Source organism: Streptomyces sp. NPDC127595 (assembly GCF_042671685.1).
Classification (GTDB): domain Bacteria; phylum Actinomycetota; class Actinomycetes; order Streptomycetales; family Streptomycetaceae; genus Streptomyces.
On the sequence record NZ_JBHXWK010000001.1, the window covers coordinates 615250 to 628246 of the forward strand.

At 70.7% G+C, this 12997-nt stretch carries 13 protein-coding genes; 8 read left to right on the forward strand and 5 right to left on the reverse strand.

The genetic code is table 11. The features are described from left to right. Nucleotides 1-66 precede the first annotated feature (66 nt). The 5 genes from ACFVKT_RS02645 to ACFVKT_RS02665 are packed head-to-tail and all read left to right on the forward strand — an operon-like array spanning nt 67 to nt 4310. A complete protein-coding gene (locus ACFVKT_RS02645; protein ID WP_385726774.1) occupies nt 67-1422 on the forward strand; it encodes an L-fuconate dehydratase in 1356 nt (451 codons plus the stop codon). Further along, nucleotides 1419-2174 carry an SDR family NAD(P)-dependent oxidoreductase gene (locus ACFVKT_RS02650; protein ID WP_385726776.1) on the forward strand — a complete coding sequence of 252 codons (756 nt, stop codon included), beginning with the start codon at nt 1419-1421 and terminating at the stop codon, nt 2172-2174. Before ACFVKT_RS02645 ends, ACFVKT_RS02650 begins: the two co-directional genes overlap by 4 nt. Beyond that, on the forward strand, nt 2171-3163 hold the full coding sequence (locus tag ACFVKT_RS02655; protein ID WP_385726778.1) for an aldo/keto reductase: 993 nt from the start codon (nt 2171-2173) through the stop codon (nt 3161-3163). The genes ACFVKT_RS02650 and ACFVKT_RS02655 overlap by 4 nt, the downstream gene beginning before the upstream one ends. Continuing rightward, nucleotides 3160-3474: an L-rhamnose mutarotase gene (locus ACFVKT_RS02660; RefSeq protein WP_385726780.1), complete on the forward strand. Its 315-nt coding sequence runs from the start codon at nt 3160-3162 to the stop codon at nt 3472-3474. The genes ACFVKT_RS02655 and ACFVKT_RS02660 overlap by 4 nt, the downstream gene beginning before the upstream one ends. After that, a complete protein-coding gene (locus ACFVKT_RS02665; protein ID WP_385726782.1) occupies nt 3471-4310 on the forward strand; it encodes an amidohydrolase family protein in 840 nt (279 codons plus the stop codon). The genes ACFVKT_RS02660 and ACFVKT_RS02665 overlap by 4 nt, the downstream gene beginning before the upstream one ends. Here the strand turns inward: ACFVKT_RS02665 and ACFVKT_RS02670 are convergent. After that, a complete protein-coding gene (locus tag ACFVKT_RS02670) occupies nt 4298-5719 on the reverse strand; it encodes a lipase maturation factor family protein (RefSeq protein WP_385726783.1) in 1422 nt (473 codons plus the stop codon). The two genes, ACFVKT_RS02665 and ACFVKT_RS02670, sit on opposite strands and share 13 nt — an antisense overlap. Nucleotides 5720-5837: 118 nt before the next feature. Here ACFVKT_RS02670 and ACFVKT_RS02675 point away from each other — a divergent pair, with 118 nt between their 5' ends. The 3 genes from ACFVKT_RS02675 (at nt 5838) to ACFVKT_RS02685 (ending at nt 10220) form a co-directional block, all read left to right on the forward strand. Continuing rightward, entirely contained in the window at nt 5838-7112 is a 1275-nt protein-coding gene (locus ACFVKT_RS02675; protein WP_385726785.1) for a DUF6777 domain-containing protein, read from the forward strand. 82 nt (nt 7113-7194) lie between these two features. Next, entirely contained in the window at nt 7195-9291 is a 2097-nt protein-coding gene (locus tag ACFVKT_RS02680) for a SpoIIE family protein phosphatase (RefSeq protein ID WP_385726787.1), read from the forward strand. A gap of 68 nt (nt 9292-9359) precedes the next feature. Next, nucleotides 9360-10220, forward strand: coding sequence for an Fpg/Nei family DNA glycosylase (locus tag ACFVKT_RS02685; protein ID WP_385726789.1), 861 nt, complete (start codon nt 9360-9362; stop codon nt 10218-10220). A 26-nt stretch (nt 10221-10246) separates the two neighbouring features. Here ACFVKT_RS02685 and ACFVKT_RS02690 read toward each other — a convergent pair whose 3' ends face one another. The 4 genes from ACFVKT_RS02690 to ACFVKT_RS02705 all read right to left on the reverse strand — a co-directional run bounded on the left by ACFVKT_RS02690 (nt 10247) and on the right by ACFVKT_RS02705 (nt 12983). Further along, a complete protein-coding gene (locus ACFVKT_RS02690) occupies nt 10247-10906 on the reverse strand; it encodes an anti-sigma factor family protein (RefSeq protein ID WP_385726790.1) in 660 nt (219 codons plus the stop codon). Between the two features lie 190 nt (nt 10907-11096). Next, complete coding sequence (locus ACFVKT_RS02695) at nt 11097-11612, reverse strand: hypothetical protein (RefSeq protein ID WP_385726792.1); 516 nt, start codon at nt 11610-11612, stop codon at nt 11097-11099. A gap of 133 nt (nt 11613-11745) precedes the next feature. Continuing rightward, a complete protein-coding gene (locus tag ACFVKT_RS02700; protein WP_385726794.1) occupies nt 11746-12294 on the reverse strand; it encodes a sigma-70 family RNA polymerase sigma factor in 549 nt (182 codons plus the stop codon). 224 nt (nt 12295-12518) lie between these two features. Then, nucleotides 12519-12983 carry a universal stress protein gene (locus ACFVKT_RS02705; RefSeq protein ID WP_385726795.1) on the reverse strand — a complete coding sequence of 155 codons (465 nt, stop codon included), beginning with the start codon at nt 12981-12983 and terminating at the stop codon, nt 12519-12521. Nucleotides 12984-12997 lie beyond the last annotated feature (14 nt).

Below are 12997 nucleotides of genomic sequence, written 5' to 3' on the forward strand. Positions count from 1 at the left end.
ACTCCACTTGGTCACCCCGCCCCCACGGTCACCGAGGATCCCCTGTCACCGATCGAAAGGCCTTCCGTGTCCCCGATCCCCGCCCGCGTCACCGCGGTCGACACCTACGACATCCGCTTCCCCACCTCGCGCGAGCTGGACGGCTCCGACGCGATGAACCCGGACCCCGACTACTCGGCGGCGTACGTCGTCCTGCGCACCGACGCGGCCGACGGCATCGAGGGGCACGGTTTCACCTTCACCATCGGGCGGGGCAACGATGTCCAGGTCGCCGCGATCGAGGCGCTGCGCGGGCATGTGGTCGGACGGTCCGTCGACGAGCTGTGCGCCGACCCGGGCTCCCTGGGCCGTGACCTGATCGGCGACAGCCAGCTGCGCTGGCTCGGTCCCGAGAAGGGCGTGATGCACATGGCGATCGGCGCCGTGGTCAACGCCGTATGGGATCTGGTGGCCAAGCGCGCGGGCAAGCCGCTGTGGCAGCTGCTCGCCGACGCCGAACCCGAGTGGCTGGTGGGGCAGGTCGACTTCCGCTACATCACGGACGCGCTCACCCCTGACGAGGCGCTCGACCTGCTGCGGCGCGGCAGACAAGGCGCCAAGGACCGACAGGCCCGGCTCGTCGAGCGCGGCTTCCCCGCCTACACCACCTCACCCGGCTGGCTCGGCTACAGCGACGAGAAGCTCACCCGCCTCGCCGCCCAGGCCGTCGCCGACGGCTTCACCCAGATCAAGCTGAAGGTCGGCGCGGACCTGGCGGACGACATCCGCCGCTGCCGCGTCGCCCGCTCCGTGGTCGGCCCGGACATCCGCATCGCGGTCGACGCCAACCAGCGCTGGAACGTGGACGAGGCCATCGCCTGGACCGGGGCGCTCGCCGAGTTCGGGCCCTACTGGATCGAGGAGCCCACCAGCCCCGACGACGTCCTCGGCCACGCCGCGATCCGCAAGGCCGTCGCACCGGTCAAGGTCGCCACCGGCGAGCATGTCCAGAACCGCATCATCTTCAAGCAGCTCCTCCAGGCCGGCGCGATCGACATCCTCCAGATCGACGCGGCCCGTGTCGGCGGCGTCAACGAGAACCTCGCCATCCTGCTGCTCGCCGCCAAGTTCGGCGTGCCTGTCTGCCCGCACGCGGGCGGCGTCGGTCTGTGCGAACTCGTCCAGCACCTCTCGATGTTCGACTTCGTGGCCCTCTCCGGCACCACCGAGGACCGGGTCATCGAGTACGTCGACCATCTGCACGGCCACTTCCTCGACCCGGTGGTGATACGCGAGGGTCACTACGCGGCACCCGTCGCACCCGGCTTCTCGGCCACCATGCGGCCCGAGTCCATCGCGGAGTTCACCTTCCCCGACGGCACCTTCTGGGCCGCCGACCTCGCCGAGCAGTCACTCACCGACCCGAAGGGAGCAGCGGCATGACCGACTTCGAAGGACTCAAGGCACTGGTCACGGGCGGCGCCTCCGGCATCGGCCGGGCCGCCGCCGACCTTCTCGCCGACCGTGGCGCCCAGGTCGCCGTCCTCGACCTGGACCCGTCGTCCGTCGAGAAGCCGCTCCTCGGCTACCGCGCCGACGTCTCCATCGACGCCTCCGTACGTGAGGCCGTGGCCGCCGCCGTCGCGGAGCTCGGCGGACTCGACATTCTGATCAACAACGCGGGCATCGGCGCCGCGGGCACCGTCGAGGACAACGACGACGAGCAGTGGCACCGGGTCCTGGACGTCAACGTCGTCGGCATCGTCCGTACGACCCGCGCGGCCCTGCCCCACCTGCGTTCCTCCGCGCACGCGGCGATCGTGAACACCTGCTCCATCGCCGCCACCGCCGGACTCCCGCAGCGCGCCCTGTACTCCGCCACCAAGGGCGCCGTCCTCTCCCTCACCCTCGCGATGGCCGCCGACCACCTCCGCGAAGGCGTCCGCGTCAACTGCGTCAACCCCGGCACGGCGGACACCCCGTGGGTCAGCCGCCTTCTCGACGCTGCCCCCGATCCCGCCGCCGAACGCGCCGCCCTGGAGGCCCGCCAGCCCTCCGGCCGCCTCGTCTCGGCAGCCGAAGTCGCGGGCGCCATCGCCTACTTGGCGAGCCCCCTGTCCGGCTCCACCACCGGCACGTCACTGGCCGTCGACGGCGGAATGCAGGGTCTGCGGCTGCGCCCGGCGGGCCAGTGACTGCGCTCGGGAAGAGCGGCGTCGAGGTCAGCCCCCTGGCCTTCGGCGCCGCCGCCATCGGCAACCTCTTCACCGCCGTGAGCGACGAGCAGGCGTACGAGGCCGTGGACGCCGCCTGGGCGGGCGGCATCCGCTACTTCGACACGGCCCCGCACTACGGCATCGGCCTCGGCGAGCGACGCCTCGGCGCCGCCCTGCGCGACCGGCCGCGCGCCGCGTACACCGTCTCCACCAAGGTGGGCCGCCGCCTGGAGCCCACGGACGGGGATCCCGTCGGCGACGACCTGGACAGCGGGTTCGCGGTGCCCGCCACCCACCATCGCGTCTGGGACTTCAGCGCGGACGGCGTACGGCGGAGCCTGGACGCCAGCCTCGAACGGCTCGGCCTCGACCACGTGGACGCCGTCTACCTCCACGACCCCGACGACCACGCCGAGCAGGCCTTCCGCGAGGCCTACCCCGCTCTGGAGAAGCTGCGCGCGGAAGGTGTGGTGGGCGCGATCGGCGTCGGTATGAACCAGACCGAGATGCTGACCCGCTTCGTGCGCGACACGGACGTCGACGTTGTCCTGTGTGCCGGCCGATACACCCTGCTCGACCACCGCGCGCTCACCGACCTGCTGCCCGCCGCCGAGGAGCGCGGCACGTCCGTCGTCATCGGCGGCGCCTTCAACTCGGGCCTGCTGGCGGACCCGAAGCCCGGAGCGACGTACAACTACGCCGCCGCGCCCGCAGAGTTGCTGGACCGCGCCCTGCGCCTGAAGGCGATCGCCGAGCGCCACGGCACGACCCTGCGCGCCGCCGCCCTGGCCTTCCCCGCCGCCCACCCGACGGTGGCGAGCGTCCTGGTCGGCGCCCGCTCACCGCACGAAGTCCGTGACTGCGTCGTGCAGTTCGCGACCCCGGTACCCGCGGCCTTCTGGCAGGAACTGCGCGCCGAGAACCTGCTGCCCTCCGATGCCCCCGTACCCGTACAGGAGCCGTCATGAGAGTCGCGCTGCACACCAAGGTCCGCGCGGACCGCATCGCCGAGTACGAAGCCGCCCATCTCAAGGTCCCGGCCGAACTGACCAAGGCGATCCGCGCCGCAGGGGCCACCTCATGGACCATCTGGCGCAGCGGCACCGACCTCTTCCACCTCGTGGAGTGCGAGGACTACGGCAAGATGCTCGCCGAACTGGAGAAGCTGCCCGTCAACATCGCCTGGCAGGCGAGAATGACGCAACTCCTCGACGTCGTACACAACTACTCGGACGAGGGCGCGGAGGCAGCTCTGCCCGTCGTATGGGAGCTGCCATGACCGTCGACGCCCACCACCATGTCTGGGACCTCTCCGTACGGGACCAGGACTGGATCACGGGACCCGAACTCCAGCCTCTGCGCCGGAACTTCACCATCGCGGACCTCGAACCGGAAGCACGGGCCGCCGGGGTCGACCGCACGGTTCTCGTACAGACGATCACGGTGGCGGCGGAGACCCCGGAGTTCCTCGCCCTGGCGGCAAAGAGCGAGTTGATCGGGGGAGTGGTCGGCTGGACCGACCTGACCGCCCCCGGTGTCGCCGACGAGCTCGCACGGCTGCGGGAGCTGCCGGGCGGCCGGTATCTCAAGGGCATCCGCCATCAGGTCCAGGGGGAGCCCGACCCCGAGTGGCTGCTGCGTCCCGACGTACGGCGGGGACTTGCCGCCGTCGCGGAGGCGGGGCTCGTCTACGACCTGATCGTCCAGCCCCACCAGCTGCCCTCCTGCGCCGAGGTGGCGGCACTGCTGCCCGAACTCACCTTCGTACTCGACCACGTGGGCAAGCCGCCCATCGCCGCCGGCGAGCTCGAACCCTGGGCATCCGACGTCCGCGCCCTCGCTGCCCGGCCCAACACGGTGTGCAAGCTCTCCGGGATGGTGACGGAGGCGGACCCCGCGAAGTGGACGGCCGACGACCTGCGCCCGTACGCGGACACCGTCCTGGACACCTTCGGACCCCACCGTCTGATGTTCGGCTCCGACTGGCCGGTGTGCATCCTGGCCGCGACCTACAGCCAAGTGGCCGACACCGCACAGGAGCTGACCGCAGGTCTCAGCGCCGACGAGCGTGAGCAGCTCTTCACGGACACCGCCACCCGCGTCTACCGCCTCTGAGCCGCCGAACGGAGCCGGGTCGGCGGCAGGAACTCCCGCACGTACGTCCGGTGCCAGCACGCGCCCGACGCGCGCAGCTCGCGCCAGGTCGTGTAGCGGTAACGGTAGAGGCTCGCGCGGACATAGCGGGGCGGCGAGTCGGCGGGGAACGGGGAGTGGCGCAGCAGCCGTAGAGTGTCCCGGTCGTTCTCCAGCAGCCGTTCCACGAGACCGGCGAACCAGGCGTCCGCGTACGCGGGGGAGAGTGCCGCGAACCACATCATCCAGTCGAGCCGCAGATGGTACGGCGCGAACTGGCGCGGCCAGCGGCGCGGATCGCCCGGCTTGCCCCTGAACTCGTACTCCCGCCAGTCCGAGTCCCTCCGCGGCAGCTCGTCCGCCGTACCCTCGACGATCACCTCATGGCGTACTCGGCTGACACTGCCGAACGCTCCGTAGGTGTTGACCAGATGGAGCGGGTCGAAGGAGCGGTTCATGACCTGGCGCCGGGAGAGCATGTTGCGGACCGGGCGGTAGCTGAGCGCCAGCAGCGACGCGGCCACCGCGAGGACCACGACCTCGTACCAGAGAGGCGTCCCGGACACCTTCGGTGCGGTGGTGGGGAACTCGACCGCCGACAGGGCCAGCACGATCGTGATCCAGTTCAGCCAGGCGAAGTTGCCGGACAGGATCAGCCAGAGCTGGGTGAGGATCATCAGCGAGGCGGCGGCCGTGGCGATCGGCTGCGGGGTGAACAGCAGTACGGGCAAGGCTAGTTGGGTTACGTGGTTGGCGGCCACCTCGACCCGGTGGAACGGCTTGGGGAGGTGGTGGAAGAACCAGCTCAGCGGGCCCGGCATCGGCTGGGTCTCGTGGTGGTGGTCGAGGCAGGTCAGCTTCCGCCAGCACTCGTCGCCCCGCATCTTGATCAGCCCGGCGCCGAACTCGACGCGGAACAGCACCCAGCGCAGCAGGAAGAGCACGACGATAGGCGGGTCCACCTCGTTGTTGCCGAGGAAGACGGCGAGGAAGCCCACCTCCAGGAGCAGCGACTCCCAGCCGAACGCGTACCAGGTCTGACCGACGTTGACGATGGACAGGTACAGCAGCCACGGGACGAGCCACAGCAACATGCCACCCCAGAGCGGCAGTTGCGAGTCCAGGCCCGCGATCAGTGCCATCGACACCACACAGCCGGTCCAGCACCAGAGCGCGAAGAAGCGGTCCGAGAAGCGCAGTTGGAACACGCTGGGCGCACGGCGGAACGGCGTCCGGGCCACGAAGCGGGGGACCGGCAGCATCCCGCGCTCCCCGATCAGCGCGCGGAACTGCAGCGCCGCGCCGGCGAACGCGACGAGGTACAGCACGGCGAGCGCCCGCTGGAAGACCAGTCGGCTCAGCCAGTACTCGGGTGCGACGAACCACTCCACGACGGGTGCGCTCCTCTCCCTCCCAGTGTGACGCCGGGTGACCGCCTCCGCTTGCGTGACCCAAGTGGGTGACGCAGACAATGGTGGACGAACTGCCCGGCATCGACGGGAGGACGCGGTGCGCACACCCACCAGAACCCTCGTCACGGCCTGCGCGCTCTCGGCGGCGTTCCTCGTCGGGGGGTGCGGCGGCGACGGGGACAAGGACCAGGCGTCCGGCGGATCCGGCGGTGAGCTGTTCCTGGAGCCGGTCGCGGCTCGGGGCGACGCTCCCTTCACGGAGTCCACCGCCGATTCCCGCCCGGCCCCGTCCCCCGTCACCCGAACGCAGCAACGGGCCCCGACCGGCAGCGACTCCGCACGCTCTCTCTCGGGCTCCACGCCCGGCCTCTACGGCGGCGTCCACTCCGTCGGCAGTTGCGATGTCGAACGGCAGATCGCCCTGCTCACCGCGGACCGGACCAAGGCTCGCGCCTTCGCACAGGTCACCGGCGTCTCCCAGGCCTCCCTCCCGAGCTATCTGCGGGGTCTGACCTCGGTCGTGCTGCGGGCGGACACCCGGGTCACGAACCACGGGTTCAACACCGAGGGAGCGACCGGCCGTCAGTCGGTCCTCCAGTCCGGTACCGCCGTGCTGGTCGACAACCGAGGGGTCCCGCGCGTTCGCTGCGCCTGCGGAAACCCGCTGAAGCCGCCTGACGAGTCCGGGCGGTCCAGGGGCACCCACGGACAGGCCTGGTCCGGGTACCGCACCGCCGACGTCGTCGTCGTGAAACCGGCGCCCACGGTCATCACCAACATCACGATCATCAGCATCGTCAACAACACCTGGATCGAGCGACCGATCGGTGACGACGGCCGCCACGACCACGCCGTACCGCGGCCGGACGACTGGACCCGGTCCCCGGAGCCCGAGGACTCGTCCTCGGACGGTCACCCGAGGGAGGAGGGCACCCGGCCCGACGAGCCGGCGTCCGACGGCGTGACACCGACCGCGACGGCGGCTCCAGGCGAGACCGGGAGCGCTCAGGGCGACCCCGCAGACTGCGCCACGGCCACCGTCACCGCCCCGTCCACGACGGATCCCAGAACCACCCTCACCCCCACGGACCGGACCACCTCGCCGGAGACGGGAACCGAGTCGGACACGACCGCGCCCGACCTGGCCACCCCCGAGGCCCCCTCGACCAGCGAAGACCTCACCTCGCCGGAGGAACCCGTCACCCCCGACGAGCCCTCCGCCCCGCCGGACGAGACGTCAGAGAGCGATGAGGCCGGCCCCGACACCGTCCCGGAAAGCCCCGATCCGCCGGACGGCGGCGGGCTGATCCCGGACGACCCGACCACCTCCATCAGCGTCTTCGACGCCGCGACCGACATGTCCTCCGCCTGAGCGTCCGCACGGCCGGGAGCCCGGAGCCAGGCCCTCGTAGGTCGCGGTCGAATAATCCGGCAAATCCTGGCAAAGTGGCCACATGGTTGATCGGGGAGCGAGCGCCCTGTCACTCCCGGACGACTGGCCCGCCCACCCGGATCCGATCCTGGCGCTCAACCGCATGGGCAGCTTCGACTGGGACCTGGACACCGGTCTGCTCCAGATGGATGCCCAGGCCCACGAGGTCTTCGACGTGCTGCCCGAGGAGTTCGACGGGAACCCGATGACCCTCTCCATGCGGGTGCCTCCAGCCGAAGGCATACGCCTGGACACCCTGGTCTCCCAGGCGCTCAAGGACGGCAGCGAGAACTACGGCGTCTACTTCCGCATCCGCACCCGGGCGGGCGCCCTGCGCTGGACCCACACCCAGGGCTACATCCGCCGCGACGAGACCGGCAGACCACGCAGGATCATCGGCATCGTCCGGGACGCCACACAGGAGCTGAGTGAGCGCGCGGCGCGCCGTGAGCAGGCCGCCCAGGACCAGTTCCGCCGCCAGCAGACGAGCGTCGTGCAGATCACCACGGCCGCGCTGGCCCACGCCCGCACCGTCCAGGACGTCATCGACGTGCTGGACGACACCCACGGCATCACCCACCTCGGGGCGACGAGCCTGGTCATGGGCCTGGTGGAGGCTGGCCGCATCAACATGGTCGCCGCGGGCCCCGAGGACAGTTACGTGCCGGGCACCCGCATCACGCGCATGGACGCGCAGTACCCGATGAACGAGGTCGTACGGACCCTCGTACCCCACTTCATCGAGTCGCCGGAGGAGTTCGCCGAGGCGTACCCCCTCCTGTGGCCGCACATCATCGATCTGAAGATCACCTCGGCCGCATATCTGCCGCTCATCGTGCAGGCCAGACCCATCGGCGCCATCGGCCTGCTCTACGACGACCGGCACGGCTTCTCCGAGGAGGACCGCAACGTCCTCCTGGCGCTCGGCAGCAGCATCGCGCAGAGCCTCCAGCGGGCCATGTTCTACGAGCAGGAGAAGGACCTCGCCCAGGGCCTCCAGCAGGCCATGCTGCCGCGCTCCATCCCCGGCGTGCCCGGCGCCGACATCGCCGTCCGCTACCGCTCCGCCTCCCTCGGCAGGGACATCGGTGGCGACTGGTACGACGTGATCCCGCTGCCCGGTGGTCGCGTCGGCGCGGTCATCGGTGACGTCCAGGGCCACGACACGCACGCCGCCGCCGTCATGGGCCAGCTCCGCATCGTGCTGCGCGCGTACGCCGCCGAGGGCCACACCCCGGCCACCGTGATGGCCCGCGCCTCGGTCTTCCTGAAGGAACTCGACACCCATCGCTTCGCCACCTGCCTGTACGCGGAGGCCGACCTGTCCACCGGTGTCGTCCAGCTCGTCCGGGCCGGCCATATCGACCCACTGGTCCGGCGCACCGACGGCACCTGCTACCGCCTGCCCGTGGCAGGAGGCCTGCCGCTCGGCCTGTCCGCCGAGTTCGGGCGGCTGGAGTACCCGGTCGGCACCTTCGAGCTGGATCCCGGGCAGACCCTGCTGATGTACACCGACGGCCTGGTCGAGCAGCCGGGCATCGACCTCGACGAAGGCATGAGCACCCTTCAGGAGCTCATCCGCACCGGCCCGGACGACGTCCACGACCTCGCGGACCGGCTCATCGAGGTGGCCGAGGACCGCGGCGGCGACGACGATGTCGCGCTGCTGCTCCTGCGCCGCCGCACCCTCACCGCTCAGCAGACCGGCGGGCGCGTTCAGCAGCATGTCGCGGCAGGGGACCCGGAGGCGCTGGCCGAGGCCCGGCACATGATCCGGGCCGCCGTCACCTCCTGGGGCGCGGCCGAACGTGCCGACGAGATCGAGCTGGTCGCCGACGAGCTGATCACCAACGCTCTGATGCACACCGAGGGCCCGGCGATCGTCACTCTGCGCGTCCGGACGGGCACCGACCGCCGACTGCGCGTCGAGGTCGAGGACTCCTCCAGCGCCCTGCCGCGCCGCCGGGAGGCCGGTGAGTCCGGCGTCTCGGGCCGCGGCCTCCTCCTCGTCGACCGGCTGACCGACGTCTGGGGCGTGGAGGCCCGCGGCGGCGGCAAGTGCGTGTGGTGCGAGTTCACCGTTCCGGAGCGGGACCGACCGGTTTCAGAACGGGACTGACCCGTTCCGGAACCGGACTGACCAACGGTTCACGTCGTGAAGTCGGTGCCGGGTGGCACCCTGGACGTATGCCGGAACTGCCCGAGGTCGAAGCGCTGAAGGACTTCCTGGCCGACCATCTCGTCGGCCGCGAGGTCGTGCGCGTGCTGCCCGTCGCCATCAGCGTCCTGAAGACGTACGACCCTCCCGTCAGCGCCTTCGAGGGCCGCGAGGTCACCGCCGTGCACCGGCACGGCAAGTTCCTCGACATCGAGGCCGACGGGCTGCACTTCGTGACGCATCTGGCCCGCGCGGGCTGGCTGCACTGGAAGGACACCCTGCCGGACGGGCCGCCCCGCCCCGGCAAGGGCCCTCTCGCGCTGCGGGTCGCCCTGGAGACCGGCGAGGGCTTCGACCTCACCGAGGCCGGCACCCAGAAGAAGCTCGCCGTGTACGTCGTACGGGACCCGGCCGACATCCCCGGCGTCGCCCGCCTCGGCCCCGACCCGCTCGCCGACGACTTCGACGAGGTGCGTTTCGCCGGGCTGCTGACCGGTGAGCGACGCCAGTTGAAGGGCGCGCTGCGCGACCAGAGCCTGATCGCGGGCGTGGGGAACGCGTACAGCGACGAGATCCTGCACGCCGCCAAGATGTCACCCTTCAAGCTCGCCGCCACGCTGAACGCCGAGGAGACCGGCCGGCTGTACAAGGCGCTGCGCTCCACGCTCGCCGAAGCCGTGGAGCGCTCCCACGGGGTGGCCGCCGGGCGCCTGAAGAAGGAGAAGAAGAGCGGACTGCGGGTGCACGGCAGAACGGGAGAGCCGTGTCCGGTGTGCGGCGACACGATCCGCGAGGTGTCCTTCAGCGACTCCTCGCTGCAGTACTGCCCGACCTGCCAGACCGGCGGGAAGCCGCTCGCGGACCGCCGGATGTCAAGGCTCCTGAAGTAGCCCCGAACCGGCCGGTCCCGACGACGTCAGCTTCCGGTGGCCGCATCGAGCGTCACCAGGTGCTCGCCGTCCGTCGTGCGCACCTCGAACCGGCTGATCTCCTTGGACTGCAGCGCGGCGCCGCCCTGCATGCTGGTGGTCTGGCCGGTCTCCCCCTGCCCCATCCAGCTCGTCACCGTCTGTTCCGAACCGTCCTTGCCGACCGCGATGAGCTGACAGGGGCGCGGTCCCGCCGAGTCCTTGACCAACACATCGACCTCGCTGCCCCAGACCCGGTCCTCGGACGTGACCTGGGCCCACACACCGGTCTCCGCGTCCGTCGCGGCGATCTGCGCGGTCGGGGTGCCGTCCGCGGTGGCGATCGCGATCGCGGGCCCGCCCGCCGCGAAGACCACGGAGGCGGCCACTGCGTACAACCACCTTCGGCGGCCCGCCTTGTGACGGTTCGCCACCTCGCCGAGCAACCGGTCCAGAAGCCGCGGCCCGGGGGCGGCGAAGGGGTGCACCGAGCGCGGGGTGGCACGCCGGTACAGCATCAACTGCCGTGCCGCGGGCCGGAATTCACTCACATGGGCGGCGCACTGAGGGCACTCCATGAGGTGATCCTCGAAGCGGAAGGCATCCGCCTCGTTCAGCACGCCGAGCGCGTATGCGCCGACGTCGCGATGCCGTTCCAGGGACCTCATACCGATTACCGAATCCTCGTGGCGATGGGGGTGATGGTGCGGGGTGGGAGTGGTGTTGCTGTTGCCCACCGGTACGCACCAGACCGCCGAATCACTCAAGACTCGTTCGGAATGGCGACCAGGACGTTCGGAGCGAGCGGGCCCGCGGATTGGTGCGGGCACAGGAAAGTTTGGCGAGCGGGATGGATGGTCAGAAGAGATGGATCGCCAGATGCCCCAGCGGCAGGCCCAGTCGCCAGGCCGGCGTCCATACCTTCGGACCGTCGTCCTCGCCCGGGACAGGCCCGCCACCAGGCACGGCGTCCAGGTCGGGGGCGAGCAGTTCGGTCTCCTCCAGCCAGCGCCAGGCCGCCGAGGCCAGCTCCAGATCCGGGTCCGGTGCGCCCGAGTCGACGGCCCGTGCCGCGAGCCGCGCCATGCGCTCGCGCACCCAGTCCCGCCACGGCTGGTCGTACGCCGTCAGCGAAAGCCAGGTCTCCAGCTGAGTGATGACTCTGATGCCGGAGAGCTCACCGCCGGCGTCGGACAGGAAGATGGTCAGCGCCAGGGCGTCCCGCCCCGCGCGGAACTCGAAGGATGTGGGCGGCATCAGGTCGCCGGTCCGCAGCAGTTCGTCAGCGATGTACTCGGCGTACAACCACGCCATGGGGACGGTGAGTTCGCCGCCTCCGGTGCCGTCCGTGCTCTCTTGACCTCTGTGCAGCATCCCTTCCTGCCTTCCTCCGGTGCGTGCGCGTAGCCCGACCCCGGGCCCCAGACGGAACACGGATGAAGACAGCAGATGGCTCAACCATGGTCCTCGGCAGGCGCTTTACCGAGGTTTGACTCGGCCTTTGGTTTCACCGCAGGTCGGCCGCGTATCCCGGAAGTACCCGGCGCAGGGCGCGGAGCGCGTAGTAGGCGCGGGACTTCACCGTACCGGGCGGAATTCCGAGCGCCGCGGCGGCCTCCGCCACACTCGCCCCCTGGAAGTACACCTGCACCAGGACTTCACGGTGCTCGGGAGTGAGAGTCTTCACAGCCTCCCGCACATCGAGCATCGCCGCGGACCTTTCGGCGTGATCGGCACAGACGCGCGCACTTTCCAGCACCGCGTCCCCGACCTCGGCGGGCCGCGCCTGGCGGGCCCGCCGCGCGTCGATCGCCAGCCGCCTGGCGACGGTGAGCAACCAGGGACGCACGGAGTCGAAGGCGTCGGCACGCAACGCCTCGGGGTTCTGCCAGGCCCGTACGAAGGTCTCCTGCACCAGGTCCTCGGCGCGCTGCCGGTCGCCGTCGGAGAGCCGCAGGAGCAGCGCGAAGAGGGGCCGACCGTGCTCGCGCTGGAGTTCGGCCAGTTCGTGCTCGGCGGTTGTTCCGCGGGTGATGGTGGTGGTTCCGGCGGTCATGGCGTGTATGCCAGCTTGTGCCGCTCCGTGAGGACAGGGTCGGCACAGGGTTGTGCGGTGGGCGGTCGAAGCAGTCGGTGAACGGTGCGATGAGCGGTTCATCGGGGCGTCGAGGTGCTGCCCGCTGCCGGCACCCGCGCTCCCGGACTCTCGTCCGGACGAAGGGGGCTCGCGGGCGGAGACAGGCCAGACGGGAGAGACCGGCCGCTGTCGACGTGCTGCTGTTACGGCACGACAGTGACCGGCCAGCGGCCCGCCTTGACCAGCCGGATGGCCACGGACCCGACGATCCGGTGCCCCGCCTGCTCGGAGGCGCCCACCACCACGGCGTCCGCCTTGAGCTGGTCCGACGCGCTCACCAGGCCGTTGTACGGGTCACCGCGGAAGGTGTGGAACTCCCAGCGCACATCGAATATGCCCTTGACCTGCTCCGCGGCGTACCGGATCTGCGCGACGAGATCCTCGGCGATCTCGTCGGTCGTGTCGGCGACAGGCACCCCGAGCGCCGCGCCCGCCGCCATCACGGGCTGGACATAGACGACGGCGAGCAGCGCGTGCTGCCGTCGGGCCAGGCCTCCCGCGTACGACGCCGCGCGCAGCGAGGAGTCGGAGCCGTCCACTCCGACGACGATGACCTTGGGACCGTCCGTGCCCCGTTCGAACCTCTGCGAGGGCTGCTGTTCCGTCACGGCTGTGAGGCTAT